The organism is Paenibacillus harenae, from assembly GCF_030812415.1.
Taxonomy (GTDB): domain Bacteria; phylum Bacillota; class Bacilli; order Paenibacillales; family Paenibacillaceae; genus Pristimantibacillus; species Pristimantibacillus harenae_A.
Genome location: NZ_JAUSST010000009.1, coordinates 217,664 through 235,669, shown reverse-complemented (window position 1 = coordinate 235,669; position 18,006 = coordinate 217,664). Strand labels below are relative to the sequence as shown.

General features: G+C 51.1%; 20 protein-coding genes. 1 reads left to right on the top strand and 19 read right to left on the bottom strand.

From position 1 onward, the window contains the following. Nucleotides 1–345: 345 nt before the first annotated feature. Nucleotides 346–1,230, bottom strand: coding sequence for a nucleotidyltransferase-like protein (locus J2T14_RS28435; RefSeq protein WP_307207412.1), 885 nt, complete (start codon nt 1,228–1,230; stop codon nt 346–348). A 157-nt stretch (nt 1,231–1,387) separates the two neighbouring features. On the opposite strand from J2T14_RS28435, the gene J2T14_RS28430 reads away from it, so the two are divergent. Next, complete coding sequence (locus J2T14_RS28430; protein ID WP_307207414.1) at nt 1,388–1,747, top strand: YgzB family protein; 360 nt, start codon at nt 1,388–1,390, stop codon at nt 1,745–1,747. A 69-nt stretch (nt 1,748–1,816) separates the two neighbouring features. On the opposite strand, the gene J2T14_RS28425 is transcribed toward J2T14_RS28430, so the two are convergent. The 18 genes from J2T14_RS28425 to J2T14_RS28340 all read right to left on the bottom strand — a co-directional run bounded on the left by J2T14_RS28425 (nt 1,817) and on the right by J2T14_RS28340 (nt 17,962). Continuing rightward, entirely contained in the window at nt 1,817–3,559 is a 1,743-nt protein-coding gene (locus J2T14_RS28425) for a glycosyl hydrolase family 18 protein (protein ID WP_307476416.1), read from the bottom strand. A 186-nt stretch (nt 3,560–3,745) separates the two neighbouring features. Continuing rightward, nucleotides 3,746–4,177: a peroxide-responsive transcriptional repressor PerR gene (perR, locus tag J2T14_RS28420; RefSeq protein WP_307207419.1), complete on the bottom strand. Its 432-nt coding sequence runs from the start codon at nt 4,175–4,177 to the stop codon at nt 3,746–3,748. Nucleotides 4,178–4,260: 83 nt separating this feature from the next. Continuing rightward, nucleotides 4,261–6,180, bottom strand: a complete 1,920-nt coding sequence (locus tag J2T14_RS28415) for a DUF4097 family beta strand repeat-containing protein (protein WP_307476414.1) — start codon at nt 6,178–6,180, stop codon at nt 4,261–4,263. Beyond that, nucleotides 6,162–6,866, bottom strand: coding sequence for an MgtC/SapB family protein (locus J2T14_RS28410; RefSeq protein WP_307207425.1), 705 nt, complete (start codon nt 6,864–6,866; stop codon nt 6,162–6,164). Before J2T14_RS28410 ends, J2T14_RS28415 begins: the two co-directional genes overlap by 19 nt. Before the next feature lie 166 nt (nt 6,867–7,032). Further along, the gene (gene gatB, locus J2T14_RS28405) at nt 7,033–8,472 is read right to left on the bottom strand and encodes an Asp-tRNA(Asn)/Glu-tRNA(Gln) amidotransferase subunit GatB (protein ID WP_307476412.1); all 1,440 of its coding nucleotides are present in this window, start codon (nt 8,470–8,472) and stop codon (nt 7,033–7,035) included. A 51-nt stretch (nt 8,473–8,523) separates the two neighbouring features. Then, on the bottom strand, nt 8,524–9,981 hold the full coding sequence (gene gatA, locus J2T14_RS28400) for an Asp-tRNA(Asn)/Glu-tRNA(Gln) amidotransferase subunit GatA (protein WP_307207428.1): 1,458 nt from the start codon (nt 9,979–9,981) through the stop codon (nt 8,524–8,526). A gap of 35 nt (nt 9,982–10,016) precedes the next feature. Further along, nucleotides 10,017–10,304 carry an Asp-tRNA(Asn)/Glu-tRNA(Gln) amidotransferase subunit GatC gene (gatC, locus tag J2T14_RS28395; RefSeq protein WP_307207429.1) on the bottom strand — a complete coding sequence of 96 codons (288 nt, stop codon included), beginning with the start codon at nt 10,302–10,304 and terminating at the stop codon, nt 10,017–10,019. A 162-nt stretch (nt 10,305–10,466) separates the two neighbouring features. After that, nucleotides 10,467–10,847 carry an ATPase gene (locus tag J2T14_RS28390; protein ID WP_307207431.1) on the bottom strand — a complete coding sequence of 127 codons (381 nt, stop codon included), beginning with the start codon at nt 10,845–10,847 and terminating at the stop codon, nt 10,467–10,469. Between the two features lie 124 nt (nt 10,848–10,971). Beyond that, nucleotides 10,972–11,754, bottom strand: coding sequence for an ABC transporter permease (locus J2T14_RS28385; protein WP_307476410.1), 783 nt, complete (start codon nt 11,752–11,754; stop codon nt 10,972–10,974). Further along, complete coding sequence (locus J2T14_RS28380) at nt 11,751–12,716, bottom strand: ABC transporter ATP-binding protein (RefSeq protein ID WP_307476407.1); 966 nt, start codon at nt 12,714–12,716, stop codon at nt 11,751–11,753. Before J2T14_RS28380 ends, J2T14_RS28385 begins: the two co-directional genes overlap by 4 nt. Continuing rightward, nucleotides 12,713–12,922, bottom strand: coding sequence for a PLDc N-terminal domain-containing protein (locus tag J2T14_RS28375; protein ID WP_307207437.1), 210 nt, complete (start codon nt 12,920–12,922; stop codon nt 12,713–12,715). The genes J2T14_RS28380 and J2T14_RS28375 overlap by 4 nt, the downstream gene beginning before the upstream one ends. Nucleotides 12,923–12,943: 21 nt before the next feature. Then, nucleotides 12,944–13,162, bottom strand: a complete 219-nt coding sequence (locus J2T14_RS28370; RefSeq protein ID WP_307207439.1) for a sigmaY antisigma factor component — start codon at nt 13,160–13,162, stop codon at nt 12,944–12,946. Beyond that, complete coding sequence (locus J2T14_RS28365) at nt 13,150–13,494, bottom strand: YxlC family protein (protein WP_307476405.1); 345 nt, start codon at nt 13,492–13,494, stop codon at nt 13,150–13,152. The genes J2T14_RS28370 and J2T14_RS28365 overlap by 13 nt, the downstream gene beginning before the upstream one ends. Then, a complete protein-coding gene (gene sigY / locus J2T14_RS28360) occupies nt 13,478–14,011 on the bottom strand; it encodes an RNA polymerase sigma factor SigY (RefSeq protein ID WP_307476403.1) in 534 nt (177 codons plus the stop codon). The genes J2T14_RS28365 and sigY overlap by 17 nt, the downstream gene beginning before the upstream one ends. 132 nt (nt 14,012–14,143) lie before the next feature. Beyond that, on the bottom strand, nt 14,144–15,691 hold the full coding sequence (locus J2T14_RS28355) for a PH domain-containing protein (RefSeq protein ID WP_307476401.1): 1,548 nt from the start codon (nt 15,689–15,691) through the stop codon (nt 14,144–14,146). Then, nucleotides 15,684–16,163, bottom strand: a complete 480-nt coding sequence (locus tag J2T14_RS28350; RefSeq protein WP_307476399.1) for a PH domain-containing protein — start codon at nt 16,161–16,163, stop codon at nt 15,684–15,686. The genes J2T14_RS28355 and J2T14_RS28350 overlap by 8 nt, the downstream gene beginning before the upstream one ends. Nucleotides 16,164–16,178: 15 nt before the next feature. Continuing rightward, on the bottom strand, nt 16,179–17,411 hold the full coding sequence (locus J2T14_RS28345; RefSeq protein WP_307476397.1) for a M24 family metallopeptidase: 1,233 nt from the start codon (nt 17,409–17,411) through the stop codon (nt 16,179–16,181). Between the two features lie 65 nt (nt 17,412–17,476). Then, entirely contained in the window at nt 17,477–17,962 is a 486-nt protein-coding gene (locus J2T14_RS28340) for a hypothetical protein (protein WP_307476395.1), read from the bottom strand. Nucleotides 17,963–18,006: the final 44 nt, after the last annotated feature.

Genomic DNA, 18,006 nt, shown 5'->3' with positions numbered 1-18,006 from the left:
CATTTTATTGCTTTAGTAATGAAGCCGAAGCTTCATATACTGGCAGTTTCGCTCGTTGTTCAGTTTTCAAAGAACAATCATTTGTCTTTCGTGTCGGCCGTTTGTCTCAGCGGCGACTTTTATAATATATCACGTTTGCCTATCTTTTTGCAAGTACTTTTTTTCAACTTTCGACATTTTTTTTAGCTGTCGAATGTTTCATTAAGTTCGCTTCAAAAGCGGCGATTACTAATTTAACATAGACTCTCAAGACAAGTCAACCCATTTGCTTAATCTTTTTTAACAACAAAAAAGCCGTGTGCCCATTCAATAGAATGGACAAACGGCGACAACTACATATCATGATTATGCACTATGATCGGCAAGTCTATAACGAAGCTCGATAATATCGGTGTCATCGCTTTCCTTCATGACGGCAACCTCGCTAATATAGGAACGCTTAACAAGCTTCTGCAGCAGGAGAGACAGGTCTACGTGAAGCACTTTAATCTCGGGATGATTCAGAAGTTCGGCAATACTCCACGGCTCTGATCTATTCGCCAAAATCTTTAACAGCAGCGAGCAGCTCGATTTCATCTTATTCATGACCGAAAACTCGCAAGCAAGCATAACAAGCTGCACGCGTTGTTCCAGCGTCTCCGGGCTTGCGGATAATTCTTCGTATAGCTTGTATATTCCCGGATGAACAAGGCGCATCTGTTTCCACACCGTAAGCTCCGGGTGACGGCCTTCTTCTATTAGAACGATATGCGCCCAATGATGCAACGCGGTCAACACATGCGAATAGGCATCCAACAAATTGCCGTCAAGCAGATCCTGCTTTGCTTGCAAGTATGTTCTTAAGAATCCTGAGAACTCGACAAGCTGCTTCTGTTCGCGCAAGGAGTGAGGAAATTGTAACAGGCTCTCACGCACATTGCCCAAATAGCTTTCCCGATCCAACAGAATCTCCCCCCGAACGATCCATTCGATAACACTCCGGTTCTCACCGCTCGAAATCCAAGCTTCCAAGCTCTTCTTATCAATTGATCTAATAAGGATGCGCTCGCCTTCGAATTGTACATGCTCGCTGCCGTTCTCTGCATTATCCTTATCGAGTACGGCAAGCACCAGCAGATCCAATCCGTCAATCAATGGATTATACGGATACGGATTTTCGATCGCTGCCAGACTGATAAGACTTGAATCATTGCAATACCAGTTGTTGAAATGATTTTTTATATGCTCCACTGTTTCCTCCATATAGCTAATCAGTTTTGATTAAGCTATAATATTAATCTACGGATTTAATTCTTTTTCGACAAGTCTGCTAACTTTTCCTGCTTTGTCCAAAAAGAAAAGCGGTCTCAATTTCATATGCAAATAGTCTCGGGAAGGATTGGAACAGATGAATAAGATCTTCTTTAAATCAGCTAAAATAAACGAATTCCGCCTATGGGGCTTAGTCTTCACGCTTGTCGGAATGGGCGTTATGATTCTCGGAACGGCAGGCATCGTGTTTTGGGGGCAAGCCGGCAAAATTATTGCCGCTATCTTCATGGTGATCGGAATGATATCCTTGCTTATCAGCGTCGCCGTCTACTTCTGGGCCGGCATGATGTCAACGAGCGCCACGATGCTTCAGTGTCCCGAATGCGGACGACCAACGAAGATGCTCGGCAAGACTGACCGCTGCATGTACTGCAAAACCATACTTACGCTCGATCCCGCGCAAGCGACCGCAGCTCCTTCGGAACAGCATTCGTAAAAGGAACGCAAAAAGAAACACCCTTCACGGTTTTCACTGGAAGGGTGTTTCTTTTATCCTATGCCGTTATTACGGCCGTTTGTTGAGCGCTTCATCAATCGTTGTCCATATCGCTTCCGTCTGAAAAGTTCGCTGCCACGTCGCAACTCCTGCGAGATCGTACTTGCGAGCCAACGCAACGCGAGCCTTCATGGATAAATCGTCCTCTATCCATATCCGCATGAGTGCGCCGTCTTCTGTATACTCTACATAATGTTGTCCCGCCGCTTCATCCAATACGGGCTTCAATTTCTTCTCTGCAATAATTTGCTTCACTTTGTCCATGCCGACCGACTTGGACGACACCTTTACAGCGCCATCCCTGCCTTTGGCTTCGGTCCATATTCTCGTATATAGAGGCATGCTCAGCACAAGTTTGCTTGCGGGAACGGCGTCCTCCTCCAAAATACGCTTCAGTGACGCCTCCACCCATGGAAGCGATGCGACTGAGCCGGATTTAGGACTCGATGCCCAATGCTCGTCATAAGCCATAACCATCATGTAATCAACAACTTTAGCAAGTGCTGGACGATCCAAAAATAACGACCACATTTCGCTACTCGACTTCGGCGTGACATCAATCGACACAACGAGACCTTGTTCGTGCAGAAGTGGAGTCAGCTCTCTAACGAATTGGACCAAATTTTGCTTATCGCTCGTTTTCACATTTTCAAAATCGATATTGATCCCTTGCAAATCGTACAGCTCTGCAAACGACAACAGCTGTTGAATCATAACAAAGCGTGTTTCCACAGTAGCCAGCGCCGCAGTCGTTTGTTCAGGCTCGAAGCCGTTGCTGAACAACGCCCACACCTGCATGCCTTTCTGATGCGCCCATTTGACGTAAGCCGGATCGGCCTTCCCGTTAATCGTCCCTTTGCCGTCAGCCAGTTCGAACCAGGTTGGGCTAACGACATTGACGCCGGGCATCGGACCGATTGCCGATGTTTTCGGATTTTTGGAATAAACGGCTTCCCAAGTCATATTGATCTTGCTGCCCAACACCTTCCATGCGACAAAAGCGGACTCGCGCGACGGTTGGGGCACCCGTTCGATCTCGGTCAGCTTTACGTCGCCTTTGCGCATATACCCGATGTTCCCATCCACGCTCTGTACAATCAGCCAGCCCTCCTCCTCGCCCCAAATACGAAGCGGTTCATTCAGCTCCAGCTTCTGGATGAACGGGGCCCGAATGGTAGGTTCCGTTCGGATTGCCGCGCCATCCGTATCATTCGCCTGCGCACGCTGCACGGCATCTCCGGCAACGAGCACGGTCACAATGCCCGTCTCCTCCACATATTCAACCTGCAGTCCGTATAGCTCTTGGAGCGGAGCTACAGGGATATAGACATCGCCGGCTTCCGTCTTCTCGGCAGCGATCGTCAAATCGAAGGGCTTCTGGTTAACCGTCGCCGTCAACGAATCCGTCTTCAAATGAAGCACTTTGTTCGCCGTCGTGAAGATGATCGATCCCGAATCGTCCTCGTAATGGACCGGCTTGTCCGCCCCTAACAGCTGCTCAAGAACGGGAAGCGGCAGCTTAATCTCGTTATTTTCAATAATAGCGCCTTTCTCCGCCTCTGCACCACCGATTATAATGGGGTGTTCAGAGGTATACCCAGGGTCAGTCTGCTCTCCGTTCGGAATAAATTTCATATATCCGTACCAGCCGAGAACGGCAGCCGCTGCGATTACAAATAACAAAAATATAATTCCGATTCCGATTCCGCTCTGCCGTCTACGGCGCGGCGCTCGGCTTTGAGCCGTTTCCAAACCATCACTCTCCTCTATGTCTGTAGATCAGTATAAACTGAGTTATATACGGATATTGTATCAAAATAGTTACAGCTTCGGGCATGCTAAAACTTACCGAGGGATAATGTTAGCAATAAAAAAACGTGCAGATTAGCGGAATGCCGCATCCTGCACGTTACTCTGATGTTTAATTGCTCTGATTTATTAATTGATTTGCCCGGAGCATGGAGGACAAATACCGTATATCTCCATGCGGTGTCCCTCAACCATAAATCCGGTCTCTCTTGTCGCCGCACGCTCTACGTCGAGCAGCGGCGGGTAATGAAAGTCAACGATTGACCCGCATTTCTTGCATATGGCATGGTAATGATCGGACAGATCCGAATCAAACCGGCTGGAATCATCGCCATAGGTCAATTCACGCAATAAGCCTGCTTCAACGAATAAACGCAGATTGTTATATATCGTAGCTACGCTCATGCTTGGATAGTTGGGCGAGAGCGCTTTGTAAATCTCATCTGCTGTCGGATGCGACATGGAGTCCATTAAGTAGCTTAATATGGCGTGACGCTGCGGGGTCATACGGACGCCATTCATTTTCAACTGTTCAAGTGCTTGCGTAACGCTGGCTCCCATTCCCCTCACGCCTTTCTTAATAATTATTCTTATTACTATTGTACGTTCTTCGTTCGGAATTTGTCAATGAAAGCGCATCTAAATCAAAGCCCGGCTTTTTTCACCGAAATGCTGTTGTTCGCATTAACCTGAATACGATGCGTTCCCGTCCCTACTGAGCCTCGAATCGTTTTCTTGCTAATGTCGAACGGGAAGTCGCTTGTGATATTGCCAAAAGTTACCGAGCCGTAAATGGCAAAGTCGCCATGTTCCGGCAGCGCGAGCTTAATTTCACCTACCGAGCTGTCCAAATCCCAGTCGCCGCCTACACGATTGCTGTTCACTTCAATCGTTCCGTTAAGCGTATCGGCTTTGAGGGAAGCACCTGCTCCCGTTATTTTTATTTTGCCGTTTTTCGTCTCCGCCTCTATATCTCCGCCAACGTCTTGCAATTCCAAGCTTCCATTCAGCGTATTGGCATAGAGCTGTCCTTTGATTCCGGTTGCTGTGATCGTGCCGTTCTTCGTCTCAATCGAACTGTCCCCGTTCACGGCTTGCAGTTCGACGTTGCCGTTGATGCCTTTCACCTGTATTTCGCCTACGACATTGCCTACCTTAACATTGCCGCTGCTGATTCGAATGTCCAGTCCGCCTGGCAGCAGCAAGCCTGACACGTCGACCGCGCCGAGCTCCGCTTCGATCTTCAGCTTGACGGCATGCTGCTCACCCTTTCGCTCCGCATTTCCAGACTCAGGAAACTCGGTTGGCGAGATCGTTGATGAGGGGCTTTGCGGCGGAGCAGTTCCTATCGTTTCTATGGCAAATGACTTATCGCCGCTTGCCTCATCGGTAACGACGGGTTGATCTGCATTGGTCGGCGGATCGGTCGCAATCGGCTCCTCGACATATACTTGATCCGAGAGCGCCATCGGAACGGTCAACGTCAGATTCATTCTGGGCTTATGGCTGCCGTTAGCGCCGTAGGCTTGGCCCTTCGCCTCGAAAGCAACTTCGTCGCCCGGCGTTACCTTAACCGTTGATTGTTCGGCAATCGAATCGGCCTCCGCTTGGTCCTTCACATCGACCCATACCGTCGCGAGCAACTCCATCTCCTCGACATCGCCGGAACGCACGGTAACTTGCCCGTTCGGATTTACGATTCGAATATGCGAGATATTCTCGTCAAGCGGTACTTTAACGACCGTCTTATCGTAACGGTACCCCGTCTCTTCGCCATATTCCGAAATGCCGCTAATGTCCACATTCCATTGATCGAGCCACTTGAAAGGGAAATCGGCATATTGCGTAACGACATAGGCTGTCAATGAAATAACGAGCGCAACCGAAATACCGGCAAAGTCGAGCCTTAGTTTCTGGACGATTTTGCGCGAACGAAGACTGTATATAATCATTTCGATACCTAGCATAATAAAGATAACCGGCCACCACTGGCCAAGCAGCGCGATATCGTTCCGGCCTTGGATCTGATCCCACAGAAGCAAGGCGCCTACCATTACTATTAATACAGCTGCCGTATACCGGCCTAATTTGAACATAGTTACCACCAGCCTCTTCCGCGTAAGCACCAATAATACAACCGCAATCGCTATAATGACCGGCCCGACGCTTAGTTCAGCCAGCTCGTTCATCCACGGCAATATAGCGTCAGGGGGCTTAACCAATAAAAAGAGCAACCCTCCTGCAGCAGTCAGTGCAATCCCGTGAGACAAGCTTGCCGACAAGGGGATACCATCATCGCGCTCCAAGGTCTGCAACGAATCATATACGCTCAAGAAATAAAAAACGGGCAGCATAAGTCCCAGATAAACGATTAGCAGCAAATGCCTGCCTCCGTCCGAGTCGGCCAACCGGATGATAGCCGTTACGTCCAACAAATAACCGGCAAGCAACAGCAGCCCTCTCGGGTATTGTCCGGCGTAGAGGTGACCCGTGCCAGGCAAGAGAAAAGCTAGAATGGCTGCCAACCATCTTCGTTTACGACGCGTTACTCCGAGCTTACCCAATGCACGCCCTCCAAATGCTTAATATGCTCCAGCAAAGCAAACAATGGTTCCGACTTAGGTATCAGAATGTGAAAATGAAGCACAATACGCCCTGTATCGTGGTCGTCCTCGCCTTCTTGCAGCAGCATTTTGCGGATCACGATCTGCTTGTCGGAAAGAAGGGTATTAATGGAGCGGAGTATTTCCGCCTGGTCCGTCGCTTCAATCTTAAGCAGCTGTTCCTTCTTCGCTCTTATATATCTTTTCTCCAGCTTATTAAACGCCCATAACGTAAGAAGCACCATTACCGTCGTAACCGAAGAAGCAAAATAAAAGCCGGCGCCAACCGCAAGTCCGATCGCCGAGACGACCCACAGCGATGCCGCTGTCGTCAGACCGGTAATCGATTTGCCGGTGAACAGAATCGTACCCGCTCCTAGGAAACCTACGCCCGTAATAACGGCTGCCGCAAGTCTTGCAGGGTCAACCCGTACATTCGGTTCATCGACGAACGCAGAGAACCCGTATATGGACAGCATCATGAGCAAGCATGAGCCGAGACAGACAAGTATGTTCGTACGCAAGCCGGCGGCATGCTTCGACTGCTCGCGCTCCAAGCCGATCAATCCGCCAAGCAGCAAGGCAAGCATAAGTCGAAGAAAAATATGAAGTTCGCTAATGTACCAAGGGTTATCAAGTGGATTCATGTGCTAATCATCCCGACCTTTCTACACGTATTGTAACATAATTGTATGCGAAACATTGCCCATACAGGCTAAGGCGATCACAGAAAAGGCAGGCCGTAAGCTCCTTCGAGCCTCACAGCCTGCCTTCGTACGATGAATGCGCATGCGGGATAAATGAATCGCCCGCTTATTTCAGACGCTCGATCAACAGCTTATTGACGAGTGCCGGATTCGCCTTGCCCTTCGTTTCCTTCATGATCTGGCCGACAAGGAAACCGATTGCCTTATCTTTGCCCGCTCTATAATCTTCAACCGATTGCGGATTCGCTTCGACGATTTGGTTCACGATGCCGACGAGCGCTCCCTCGTCGCTAATCTGAACGAGACCTTGCTCCTCAACGATTTGTTGCGGCAGCTTGCCCGATTCCAGCATGGACTTGAATACGGTCTTGGCGATCTTGCCGTTGATCGTACCTTTCTCGAGAAGGCCGATCATTTCGCCGAGCCCTTGGCCGGTCAGCTTAACAGCTTCCAGCTCAAGGTTGTTCGCGTTCAAGTAGCCGAGCAGGTCACCCATAATCCAGTTCGATACGGCCTTCGCATCCTTCGTGTAGCTTAGGCTTTCCTCGAACAAATCGGCAAGTTTCTTGGACGAGGTAATCACTTCCGCATCGTATGACGGCAGGCTGTAGTCCTGCGTATAACGTGCTTTACGCGCATCGGGAAGCTCTGGAATCGTGCTGCGGACGGATGTTTTCCACTCCTCGCTAATGTGCAGGCGGACAAGATCCGGATCCGGGAAGTAACGATAGTCATGCGCTTCTTCCTTGCCGCGCATCGAGAACGATTTGCCCTGCGCGTCGTCGAAGCGACGAGTCTCCTGAATCACTTCGCCGCCGCTATCGAGAATTTCCGCTTGGCGGATTTGCTCATATTCAAGGCCCCGCTGGACGCCGCGGAACGAGTTCATGTTCTTAAGCTCGGCTCGCGTGCCGAATTTCTCTTGGCCATAAGGACGAAGGCTGATGTTCGCATCGCAGCGCAAGCTTCCTTCTTCCATCTTAACATCCGAAACATCGCAATATTGCATGATGGCCTTCAGCTTCTCCAGATATGCCTTTGCTTCCTCAGGCGTGCGGATGTCCGGCTCGGATACGATCTCGACGAGCGGCGTTCCGACACGATTGAAGTCGACAAGCGATGCATAACCGCCGTCGACGTGCGTAAGCTTGCCCGCATCCTCCTCCAAATGAAGGCGCGTGATGCCAATTCGCTTCGTCTCACCGTTCACTTCGATGTCGATCCAGCCGTTCTCGCCGATCGGCTGATCGTATTGCGAGATTTGGTACGCTTTCGGCGAATCCGGATAGAAATAGTTTTTACGGTCGAACTTGCTGACGTCGGCAATCTCGCAATTGATCGCCATAGCGGCTTTCATCGCGTATTCAACCGCTCGGCGGTTCAGTACCGGCAGAACGCCGGGATGCCCTAGGCAGACAGGGCAAGTATGTGTATTCGGCGGTGCGCCGAAAGCCGTGGAGCAGCCGCAGAAGATTTTGCTATTCGTATGGAGCTCCACATGGACTTCCAGCCCGATCACCGTCTCGTATTTGCTTGCTTCAGACATTCGTATCGATCCCTTCGTAAACGTATATAACCGCTTATCGCTCGCTTTCGCTTATAGCTGCGGGCGCAATTTATGATGCTCGGTTTGCTGCTCGTACGCATGCGCGGCGCGCAGCACTGTCGATTCGTCAAACGCCTTGCCGATAATTTGAAGACCGATTGGTAGTCCGTCCGCAATACCGCAAGGTACGCTGATCGCCGGAATGCCTGCGAGGCTGACCGGAATCGTACAAATATCGTTCAAGTACATCGTCAGCGGATCGCCGACTTGCTCGCCGAGACGGAAAGCGGGCGTCGGAGCTGTAGGACCGATAATGAGGTCGAACTTCTCGAACACTTGGTCGAAATCCTGCTTGATCAACGTCCGTACCTTCTGCGCCTTCAAATAATAAGCGTCATAATAACCGGAGCTAAGCGCGTAAGTGCCTAGCATAATACGGCGCTTCACTTCCGGGCCGAACCCTTGGCTGCGCGACTTACGGTACATATCGATCAGATTGGCCGCGTCGTCTGCGCGTACGCCGTAACGCACGCCGTCGAAGCGTGCCAAGTTCGAGGACGCCTCCGACGATGCAAGCAAGTAATACGTTGCAATCGCATAATCCGTATGCGGCAGCGATACTTCTTCCCATGTTGCGCCCATCGATTCGTATACTTGGAGCGCCTTCATGACCGCTTCCTTCACACGCGGATCGATGCCGGCACCCAGGTATTCCTTCGGCACGCCGATACGGAGCCCTTTCACATCTCCCGACAACGCGGAAGTGTAGTCTGGAATATCAACGTTAGCGGAAGTCGAATCGCTTGCATCATAACCCGCGATTGCTTGCAATACGTAAGCCGAGTCCTCGACGTTTTTCGTAAGCGGACCGATCTGGTCAAGCGACGATGCGAATGCGACGAGACCGAAGCGCGACACTAAGCCGTACGTCGGCTTAAGGCCTACGATCCCGCAGTAAGCCGCCGGCTGACGAATCGAGCCGCCCGTGTCGGAGCCGAGCGCGAAGTAGACTTGTCCGGCTGCAACCGACGCGGCAGAGCCGCCGCTCGAGCCGCCCGGCACAAATTCCGTGTTCCACGGATTGCGGGTCGGGAAGTAGCTAGAATTCTCGTTCGAGCCGCCCATTGCGAACTCGTCCATGTTGAGCTTGCCGATTGTAACGGATTGAGCGGCTTTCAGCTTGCGAACCGACGTTGCATCGTAGATCGGGTTGTAGTTGCTCAAGAATTGGCTTGCGCAAGTCGTAAGCAAGCCTTCCGTAACGATATTATCCTTAATGCCCGCAGGCAAGCCGAACAACAGGCCGCGTTCGCCGCCATCTTGCAGCTGCTTGTCCAGCGCTGCAGCTTGCTGCTTCGCATTCTCTTCATTTAATGTAATGAAAGCTTTGATCTCGGAATCCGTCTCCCCAATTCTCGAGTAAGAAGCGTCTACCAGCTCGGTGACCGACAGTTCCTTCTTGTTCAGCTTGTTATGTACGTCCTGAAGGCGCAAATCAAACAATGCCAACAGTAGTTCCTCCCTTCAAAATAAACCCATTCTTATTATTCAAGCACCGCAGGTACTTTAATTTGTCCGTCTTCCTCGTCGGGCGCGTTCAGAAGAACCTTCTCAATCGGCAGCGATTGGCGTTCTACGTCATCGCGCATGACGTTCGTTATCGGCAGCACATGGCTTGTCGGTTCGACATTGTCGGTATCCAGACTGTTCAGCTTCTCCGCATATTTCAGTATCGCGTTAAGCTGCTCGGTGAATTGCGACTTCTCCCCGTCGGTTAGCTCAAGCCGCGCCAGCCTTGCTACATGCTCGACATCTTGTATCGTTATGCTCATAGGTGCATTGTCCTCTCTCAAAGGTTTGGATGTTGCCTTATCCTGCAATCATTCTTCCTATTATAGCTTAAGATCGCGAATAACATCAACGTTAGGAAAGGCAGAATAGAAAGACCGCCCTCCCGTTAATCGAATAACGGACAGAGCGGTCTTCTCCGTACTTTAAATCCAGGCCTTCAAATTAATCTGGCGAATGAAGTCCGCCGGACTAGCCGGTTCGGCGCTTGCCGGCTCGGCTTCCACCTCGTCAGCCTCGCCCTTCATAATCCGGTAGAACAGCTGCTCGTTGTGGGTAGCCAGCGCATAGTCGATGAGTGCCTCCCGTTCAATCCGGTCGATCTCATCTTGAATGAGAACCTCTTCAAGCTCAACGTCCTCGTCCGGTACCAGAAAATTGCGATTCGCCTTCGGTACTCGCAGCACATAGTCGAATACGTTGTCTGCGTTACGGTCATAAGCAATAATATAGCCATAATCCCCGACGGGTAAATTTTGTTCGAAATGGTCAGCCACTATGACGACCTTTGTGCCTAATTGTAGCATCGTCTCAACTCCTGTTTCATCGTCGCTGATTCTATCACTATTATCCTACTAAAAAATAATAGCGGTGTCCAATCGCGAGGAAAAGAAGCTGCTGGAAGAACGGTACGGCTGGTTATGCGTCCTATCAATCTATCGCGGGCGATCCCCGCAGAACGCCTACCGATATTATGAGCGTACCGGCTATGACGATAAGACTGCTAATAAGCGACCATCCGAAAGCCGATGTACCGAATTCGGCGTTGGCTGCTATCATCGTGGCGAAGCCTCCTAGCGCTCCAGGGCTCCAGCCAGCCTGCTTAGGCAGCAAGGATGCGAGCAAGGAGAGCAGCGCCGCAAGACCAAGCGAGGAGAAAGCAGCCCCAGCCGGACTTCGAAGCACAGTGCTGAACATTAAGGTGAACGACATAACAACCGAAATCCATAAACCGTATACGAGCATGCTGGATACAATCTGTTTAGTTGGCACTGAGCCGATCAGCAGCTCCGTATAATACCATGCCCCCGCATAGCCAAGCGCCAATGAGCCCCAAGCGAGAATAAGCATAGCCGACCATTTGGATAAAATAAACGAAGCGATCGTTACCGGCTTCACAAGAATAAGCGATGCAGCCCCGCTGTTTCTCTCAGACGACACAGCGCCCATAAAGACGAGCGCGAGAATAAGCAATCCCATCGTCCCGAATTGCGGCAGCGTCCCGGCCATGACGCTCGATGCGTCCGGCAATGGAATATCAATGACCGCGCCTTCGGGGAGATTGCCGGCTTGCTTCAATATGACCGGCATGTAGTAACTCGATACAGGCTGCATGATGCCAAGCAATAGGAACACAAGCGGCACCCAAATTAGCTTGAAGCTTCGAACAAGCTCCAGTAGTTCCTTCTGAATCATAACGAATAAGCGTATCATTCAGACACCACCTTCATGAAGAGATCCTCCAGAGATGAATGACCGACCTTCATATCCAAAAGCCCAATCTTCTCGCTCGTAAGCTCCTCCAGAAGCATTTGCCTCGCTGCATGAACCTCCGATACTTGAAGCCGCGCATGGTTGGCGGATATTTCTATATGTTTGATCAAAGCGGCTAAGCTGTCCGGCGAGGACGTTGATGCTTCGCCTTCGCGGCGCATCCGCGCCTTCATTCCGGCAAGCCAAGCCTGTGAATGGGCATCGCTGTCTACCGTAAGCTCGATAACCGGCTTGCGATTCTCGTACTGAATCGCTGCTATTCCGCCTTGCAGCGCGATTTGCCCCTCGCGAATGATGATGACGTCATCGCATAGCGCCTCGGCATCATGGAGTACATGCGTAGAGAACAACACGGTCGTTTCTTGCTTAAGCTCGCGAAGCAAGCTTAGCACGTCCCGCCTGCCGACCGGATCCAGCGCCGATACCGGTTCATCCATAATGAGCAGCTTCGGGCGATGAATGAGCGCTTGGGCAAGACCGAGCCTCTGCTTCATTCCGCCGGAGTACGAGCCGATTTTTTTGCCGGCAGCGTTAGCTAGACCCACTCGTTCCAGCAGCTTCGTCGCAGCCGCCTTGGCTTCCGATGTTGCAAGACCGCACAGCCTGCCTGCATACACCGTATATTCATAACCCGTCATCCAATTGTAGAAAGACGGCGATTGCGGCAAATAACCAATCCGTTCACGGTGGCTGCCGCCTTCACGCACACCTTGGAAGCCAATTCGGCCGTTCGTTGGGGCAAGCAGACCCGCAAGCATCCTTATCGTCGTCGTTTTTCCCGCTCCATTCGGTCCCAGAAGCGCAACGCAGTGACTTTCTTGTATGGCGAAGCTCATGCTCGTCACAGCTTTGAAGCTGCCGAACGTCTTGGTCAGCCCTTCCGCCTCCAGTAATACGGTCATCGTCCGTCCCTCCTTCCGAAGAGGAAGAATGCGATCGGTCCGAATAAGCCTATGAGCATGATAATGAGTATCCACATCAGCTTCGATCCGCTCGTATGCTCCGCTCTAACGCACATAACAATCGCGATCACCATTAAGACGATCTGTATAACTAGAATCGGTGCTATTATCGGTAATATTTTCGACAGCACTATTGTTTCATCCATAATAAATACCCCTTTATTTATTTATTCATCGTTGCTTCTATTGCGGTTAAACCAGCCGCTGCGAATAAATATCCAATAGAAAATAATCGGCAACGGAAACTGAATCAGCCCCCATAACGCCCAAAACCAAGGCAGTCGCTCCCTCTTGCGCGCATCGAGATACAGCCATGTCGATTGCGTGCCCAAGACGAGCAGAAGAAGAAGCCAGAACCACACCGACTCCCGCATCATCTGTTCCATCGTCGACTCACCTTCTTCTTGCCGAACATAACTGCAACGCAGCCTATCGCGGTGCATGCAATAACAGCCTGCAGAACTACGAACCAAACCATATCCCGCTCCAAAAGCCACATCATGCCGCCAAACAGGAAGCAGCCGATCAGCCACAACAGTAGCAGATCCTTCCATTGCTTACGGCGAATCGTCTGCTTATGGGCGCCTACAAGCGCCTCGAACTCGAACATATCCGGCGTAAAAGGCTTATGCGCCTCGTCGAACTGCCTAAGCGAATCGCCTATTTGATTATCGAACCAGCGTTTGTCGTCTGTCCCATTGTTAGGATTGTCCATCATCGCCCAACTCCTTCCGCAGCTGCTTCAAGCCGTTATGCAGCCTTGATTTCACCGTTCCAACAGGAAGATCGAGCATGCTTGCAATCTCCTCCTGCGCATATCCGTAATAATATTTGAGCAATATAGCCATGCGTATATCGCCCGGCATGCGGCCTATGGCGTCAAGCGCCTCCGGCCAATCCCCCATCACCGTCTGTGTCTCATATCGAATTGCCCGCAGCGTCTGCTCCTCTTGCACCCATCTGCGTTCCCGCTCTTTGCTGCGAATGCGATCAACATAAATTCTGGATGCGATCGTAATAAGCCATGTCGAGAACTTTGCTTTCCCTTGAAAAGTGCCTATTTTCTCTATCGCCCGCAGCATCGTTTCTTGCGTCACGTCCTCGGCATAGCTCCTGTTCATCGTCAGCTTAAGCGCATATTGAAATAAGAATGAATAATGCTGCTGCAATAACTCCGAGAGTGCGCGGGAATCACCGCGAGCTGCTTTCCGTATTAGACCCTGCTCGTCAACCACAACTGCGCTCCCCTCTTTCTCTCCTTCTAAAGCTATGACGCTCACGTCAGCCATTTCGTTCATTCGTCACAAAAAATAACCGCGAAGAATTATTTTCCTCGCAGTTATCCGCTATTCGTATCTGGTTATTCATTACTGAGATGACCTGCGGCTATACCAACGCCACACCTGTTCAACGTTCGTCTGCTCCAAACACGCTACCCGGTAATCGAGCGGACTTCCCATCGCTTGCACGGACAGCGTAAGCAATTGTTTGCGCATCTGGCTGCGCGAACGCTTTACGCGCATCACGATGATCTGCGGACGGCGGATCAAGTACGTCGATCTCCCAATGAAACGTCGTCTTAACGTAAGCTGACCATTCTCCAGCAACAGCCCCGCCGACTTGTAGCAGGCATATCGCCATCCGATCACGAGCGGCAGCAATAGAAGCGACCAAAGCGCCGCTGACTTGAATACTACGATAGCTGCCCCGCAGAGCACAATCGTAATAAGCAGCATAGTTCTTACATAATACAGAAGCGCGCGTTTCGGCGCACCTGCAAAGCCGGCTTTCGGGGCATCCTTCAACTGAGGCACGAAAGCTTCAAGAAGCATTGGAATTTCTGCCCGAGATATATAGGGGTGAAGCATCATTTGCTCGTTTTTGTCCGAAGACACGATTTGCAACTTCACCTCGGCATGCCCTAATGCTTGCCGGAGCAGCCCTTCTTTCACGATGACGGCCTGCACCTTCTTCGGATCGAAAAGAAACGTCTTCTTCTCAAGCAAGCCGTAGGACACGGATATTTCTTTACCCACTCTCCTGGCTGTATAGCCGCTATACTTCAATATATATAACAGTATCGACAGCACCCATGCCGCAACGAGTCCAAGCGAAACGATAATGCCTATTAACAAATAACCGGGCATGAGGCTTGCCGAATCCTCGACGACATTTTCGAAGAAGTGATCGGGAAGCAGCGCTTGGATGAAATCGTCGGCGAACGAATATAGACCGGCGGCGAACGCCGCTACCAGCCCGAAATTCATCGAGGTCGCCGCCGCCTTCAGCAGCTTAGTTGCATCCAGACGGAACCCTGCGTCTTCTTGAGAATCGTCTAGATCGGTTCGAGCGTGGCTCACATTCGTCGTATCATCTTCGGAAGCTGCTTGAACGGCTGACTCTCCTTGATGCAAATGCGTATCCACGCCCGCTTCCGCTTCCCGATCCTGGAGATCAGGATCGGCAGCTATCTGTCCGCGAAGCACAAGGCGAATATGATTCGCTTCGCTAATGGATAGTGCCGGCAATATCCCATCCGCCTTCTTATTGCCGCCCGGCGTCTCGATCTTTACTTGCGCCACGCGCAGCAAGCGATGGACGAGCTGCTGCTCCACGTTAACGGAGTGAATACGGGTGAAATAGATCGTCTTTTCATCGCGGAAGAAGACGCCCTTGCGAATAATGATTCGGTCCGCTTCCACCCAGAACCCGAATTTTCGCCATTCCATATAACCTAGTAAGAGCAACAATACAGCTAAAGCGCTGCCCCCGGCATACCAATACCAGTCCAGCTCCGACCATGCCGTCCCTCTAACCAGAGCAATCAGAATAAATGGAACAAAGCCTTGTATCGTATTCACAAGCGCAAAAAAAACGTATACCGGATGCAGTTTGCGGCGCTGTGTCTCATTCATCCTGGTCGTCCACCTTCGCCAGCTTGCCGATACGCTGCTTAAGCTGCTGCGCTTCCTCCAGTTTCAACCCGCTAATCTTATGCGTCGTCGCTGCCGTTACGACAGAGACGCCTGCCAGATTGAACTTGCGCATAAGCGGCCCGCTCTCCAGCTCCACATGCTGCACACGCACCATAGGAACAAGCACATTGCTGATGAAAATGAGTCCCGATTGAATTTCCAACTCATCCTCAAACAGCTCGTATTGAAACCGTGCGTACTTCGCCTTCGGTATAATCCAAGTAAATAGAACAAGCGATAAAATGAACAGCCCTAGGCTAATCCATACCGGTATAAACGTCCAATCCTTCCACAACGCTACTATCAAATACGCGACAATGATGAGAAGAAACACGCCGTTCATTATCAACTCGCTGATCCGATACACTTTGATGTAGTCGGGATGCAGTCTCTTCGTTAGTTCATTGTTCATTGCAAGACCCCTTTTTTAATAAGGAAGCACGATGAGCCCCAGCGGCGTTCGCGTCAAGGCCCTCGCTCCTTCCCGTTCTATAAGATAGCTGTTCTCTACGCCAACGACGCCAAAACCCGGAAATGTAAACTTCGGCTCTACCGCGATAACCATTCCTTCTTGAAGCGGAATGTCGAAGCCCCTGGCCAGCACCGGCCATTCATCGATCTCAAGCCCGATCCCATGACCTAGAAATTTGGCGCGATCCGCGCCAAAGCCCATGAAATGATCGGCCAATCCCGCTGACTCGGCGCCTGCAAGCGCATCTGTGTATAGCTGGGAGCATATTGCCCCCGGAATCATGTGCTGCTCCGCATCCAACAGTAATTGCTCCGATCGTTCATATGCCGCCATAAGCGGCTCGCTTAACTGTCCGATCACTGCCGTCCTCGTCTGATCGATCACATAACCATCGATGCAGCAACCAATATCGATCAATATGGGCTCATTGCGCTTTACCGCCATGGTACTCACGCTTTGAGGAGATGCCGCTCCAAGTCCCAGTCCTCCGGCCGGACCATCAAAGTATGATGGTACGGCCGCCGCCGCGCCCGAGATGACCATACCCGTTGTAATCTCTTGATTGTACCCGCGCATTCTCATCATCCCGATATGGCCGCGCTTCCTAAGCTTATATTCGAGCGAGGCCATCCATTCCAGCTCCGTTACGCCTTCCCTTAACTCGCCGAGCGCCTCCTCCAGCGATTCGGATACGGCAAGAGCGGCTCGCTCTATACGGCTAATCTCCCATGATGACTTAATCATCCGAAGCGTGCGAATCATGCCCGAGCCATCGATCAGACCGCAACGATCCGGCGCACCTAATAGTTCGGCAAGCTTCAGATAGGTTTGGGCGGGCAGTACATCAAGATCACAAGTAATCTTGGGCACCCGGCCAGCACCAAAAAGCTCCGGATAGTCTCTCTCGAGCGTTGCTCTGAGCTGCTTGAAGCTGCCAAGCTCCTGGGCGCGCAGCGGCGTCTCCTGCCCCGCGCGCCACAGGCTCCGCTTCACATAGAAAGTTGGCTCGCCGCTACACGGAACAAATAAGTATCCGTTCTGCATCGAGCCGCTCAAATAATAAATATCAACGTTTTGCGTAACCAGATAAGCGTCCACTTGACCTGCTTGCATGGCCGATTGCAGCTTTCCAATCCGCTCCCGCACCAGATCTGCCGGAATTCCCATTTCTATATGTAAGTTGTTCATATGCTCCACGTTCAGCCCCTAACTCGAATTCCCTCCTCTTATTAGACCAATTTTCCAATTTTGCGTCAACCTTCTATGAGCTCGGCCGCCCCCTTTATGTACCATTCGATCGGTTCAAGCATGCGAAAAGCACGCGGATACGCTACTTTTGCAATGATAACGACGCTTGGCCTATTAAGCGTAACCTCATAGTTATAGCTATCGTTACGATAAACGTATGGAAAGGTTACTTCCGAATTAACAATCTCGAACACGGCAAGCTCCACCGGCTCGCGAAGGAAAGAATCCGGCAATGGTTCTCCCGCCTCGTTCAGGCGCAGGTTGTGCTGCAAGTAGGTTGCAGCCGCGGTTGCTGCTTCCGCTGGAGCGATGCGCAGCTCGCCATTGCCAAGCGCCGACTCGTCAATCTGCTGCGCAGCCGCATGGGCAGCCCGATTGATCGCATGCTTGCCGAGGAACAGCGTCTGCATCGCCAGTTCCTCTTCGACTTGCATCATATGAATCGATCCCCATACGGTCATCATCAATAAAATTAGCAGCAGCTTGTACACGGCATCGTTCCGTCCTTCCTTCTTTCTATGCGTTTAGAGCCAAA

Coding starts and splice junctions, on each gene's coding strand:
- J2T14_RS28410 (WP_307207425.1), bottom strand. CDS start 6,866: ATGAATCCACTTGATAACCCTTGGTACATTAGCGAACTTCATATTTTT.
- J2T14_RS28370 (WP_307207439.1), bottom strand. CDS start 13,162: ATGGAACAGATGATGCGGGAGTCGGTGTGGTTCTGGCTTCTTCTTCTG.
- J2T14_RS28355 (WP_307476401.1), bottom strand. CDS start 15,691: ATGAATGAGACACAGCGCCGCAAACTGCATCCGGTATACGTTTTTTTT.
- J2T14_RS28385 (WP_307476410.1), bottom strand. CDS start 11,754: ATGATACGCTTATTCGTTATGATTCAGAAGGAACTACTGGAGCTTGTT.
- J2T14_RS28345 (WP_307476397.1), bottom strand. CDS start 17,411: ATGAACAACTTACATATAGAAATGGGAATTCCGGCAGATCTGGTGCGG.
- J2T14_RS28350 (WP_307476399.1), bottom strand. CDS start 16,163: ATGAACAATGAACTAACGAAGAGACTGCATCCCGACTACATCAAAGTG.
- J2T14_RS28430 (WP_307207414.1), top strand. CDS start 1,388: ATGAATAAGATCTTCTTTAAATCAGCTAAAATAAACGAATTCCGCCTA.
- J2T14_RS28375 (WP_307207437.1), bottom strand. CDS start 12,922: ATGGATGAAACAATAGTGCTGTCGAAAATATTACCGATAATAGCACCG.
- J2T14_RS28365 (WP_307476405.1), bottom strand. CDS start 13,494: ATGATGGACAATCCTAACAATGGGACAGACGACAAACGCTGGTTCGAT.
- perR (WP_307207419.1), bottom strand. CDS start 4,177: ATGGGAGCCAGCGTTACGCAAGCACTTGAACAGTTGAAAATGAATGGC.
- J2T14_RS28390 (WP_307207431.1), bottom strand. CDS start 10,847: ATGCTACAATTAGGCACAAAGGTCGTCATAGTGGCTGACCATTTCGAA.
- gatC (WP_307207429.1), bottom strand. CDS start 10,304: ATGAGCATAACGATACAAGATGTCGAGCATGTAGCAAGGCTGGCGCGG.
- J2T14_RS28380 (WP_307476407.1), bottom strand. CDS start 12,716: ATGACCGTATTACTGGAGGCGGAAGGGCTGACCAAGACGTTCGGCAGC.
- gatB (WP_307476412.1), bottom strand. CDS start 8,472: ATGTCTGAAGCAAGCAAATACGAGACGGTGATCGGGCTGGAAGTCCAT.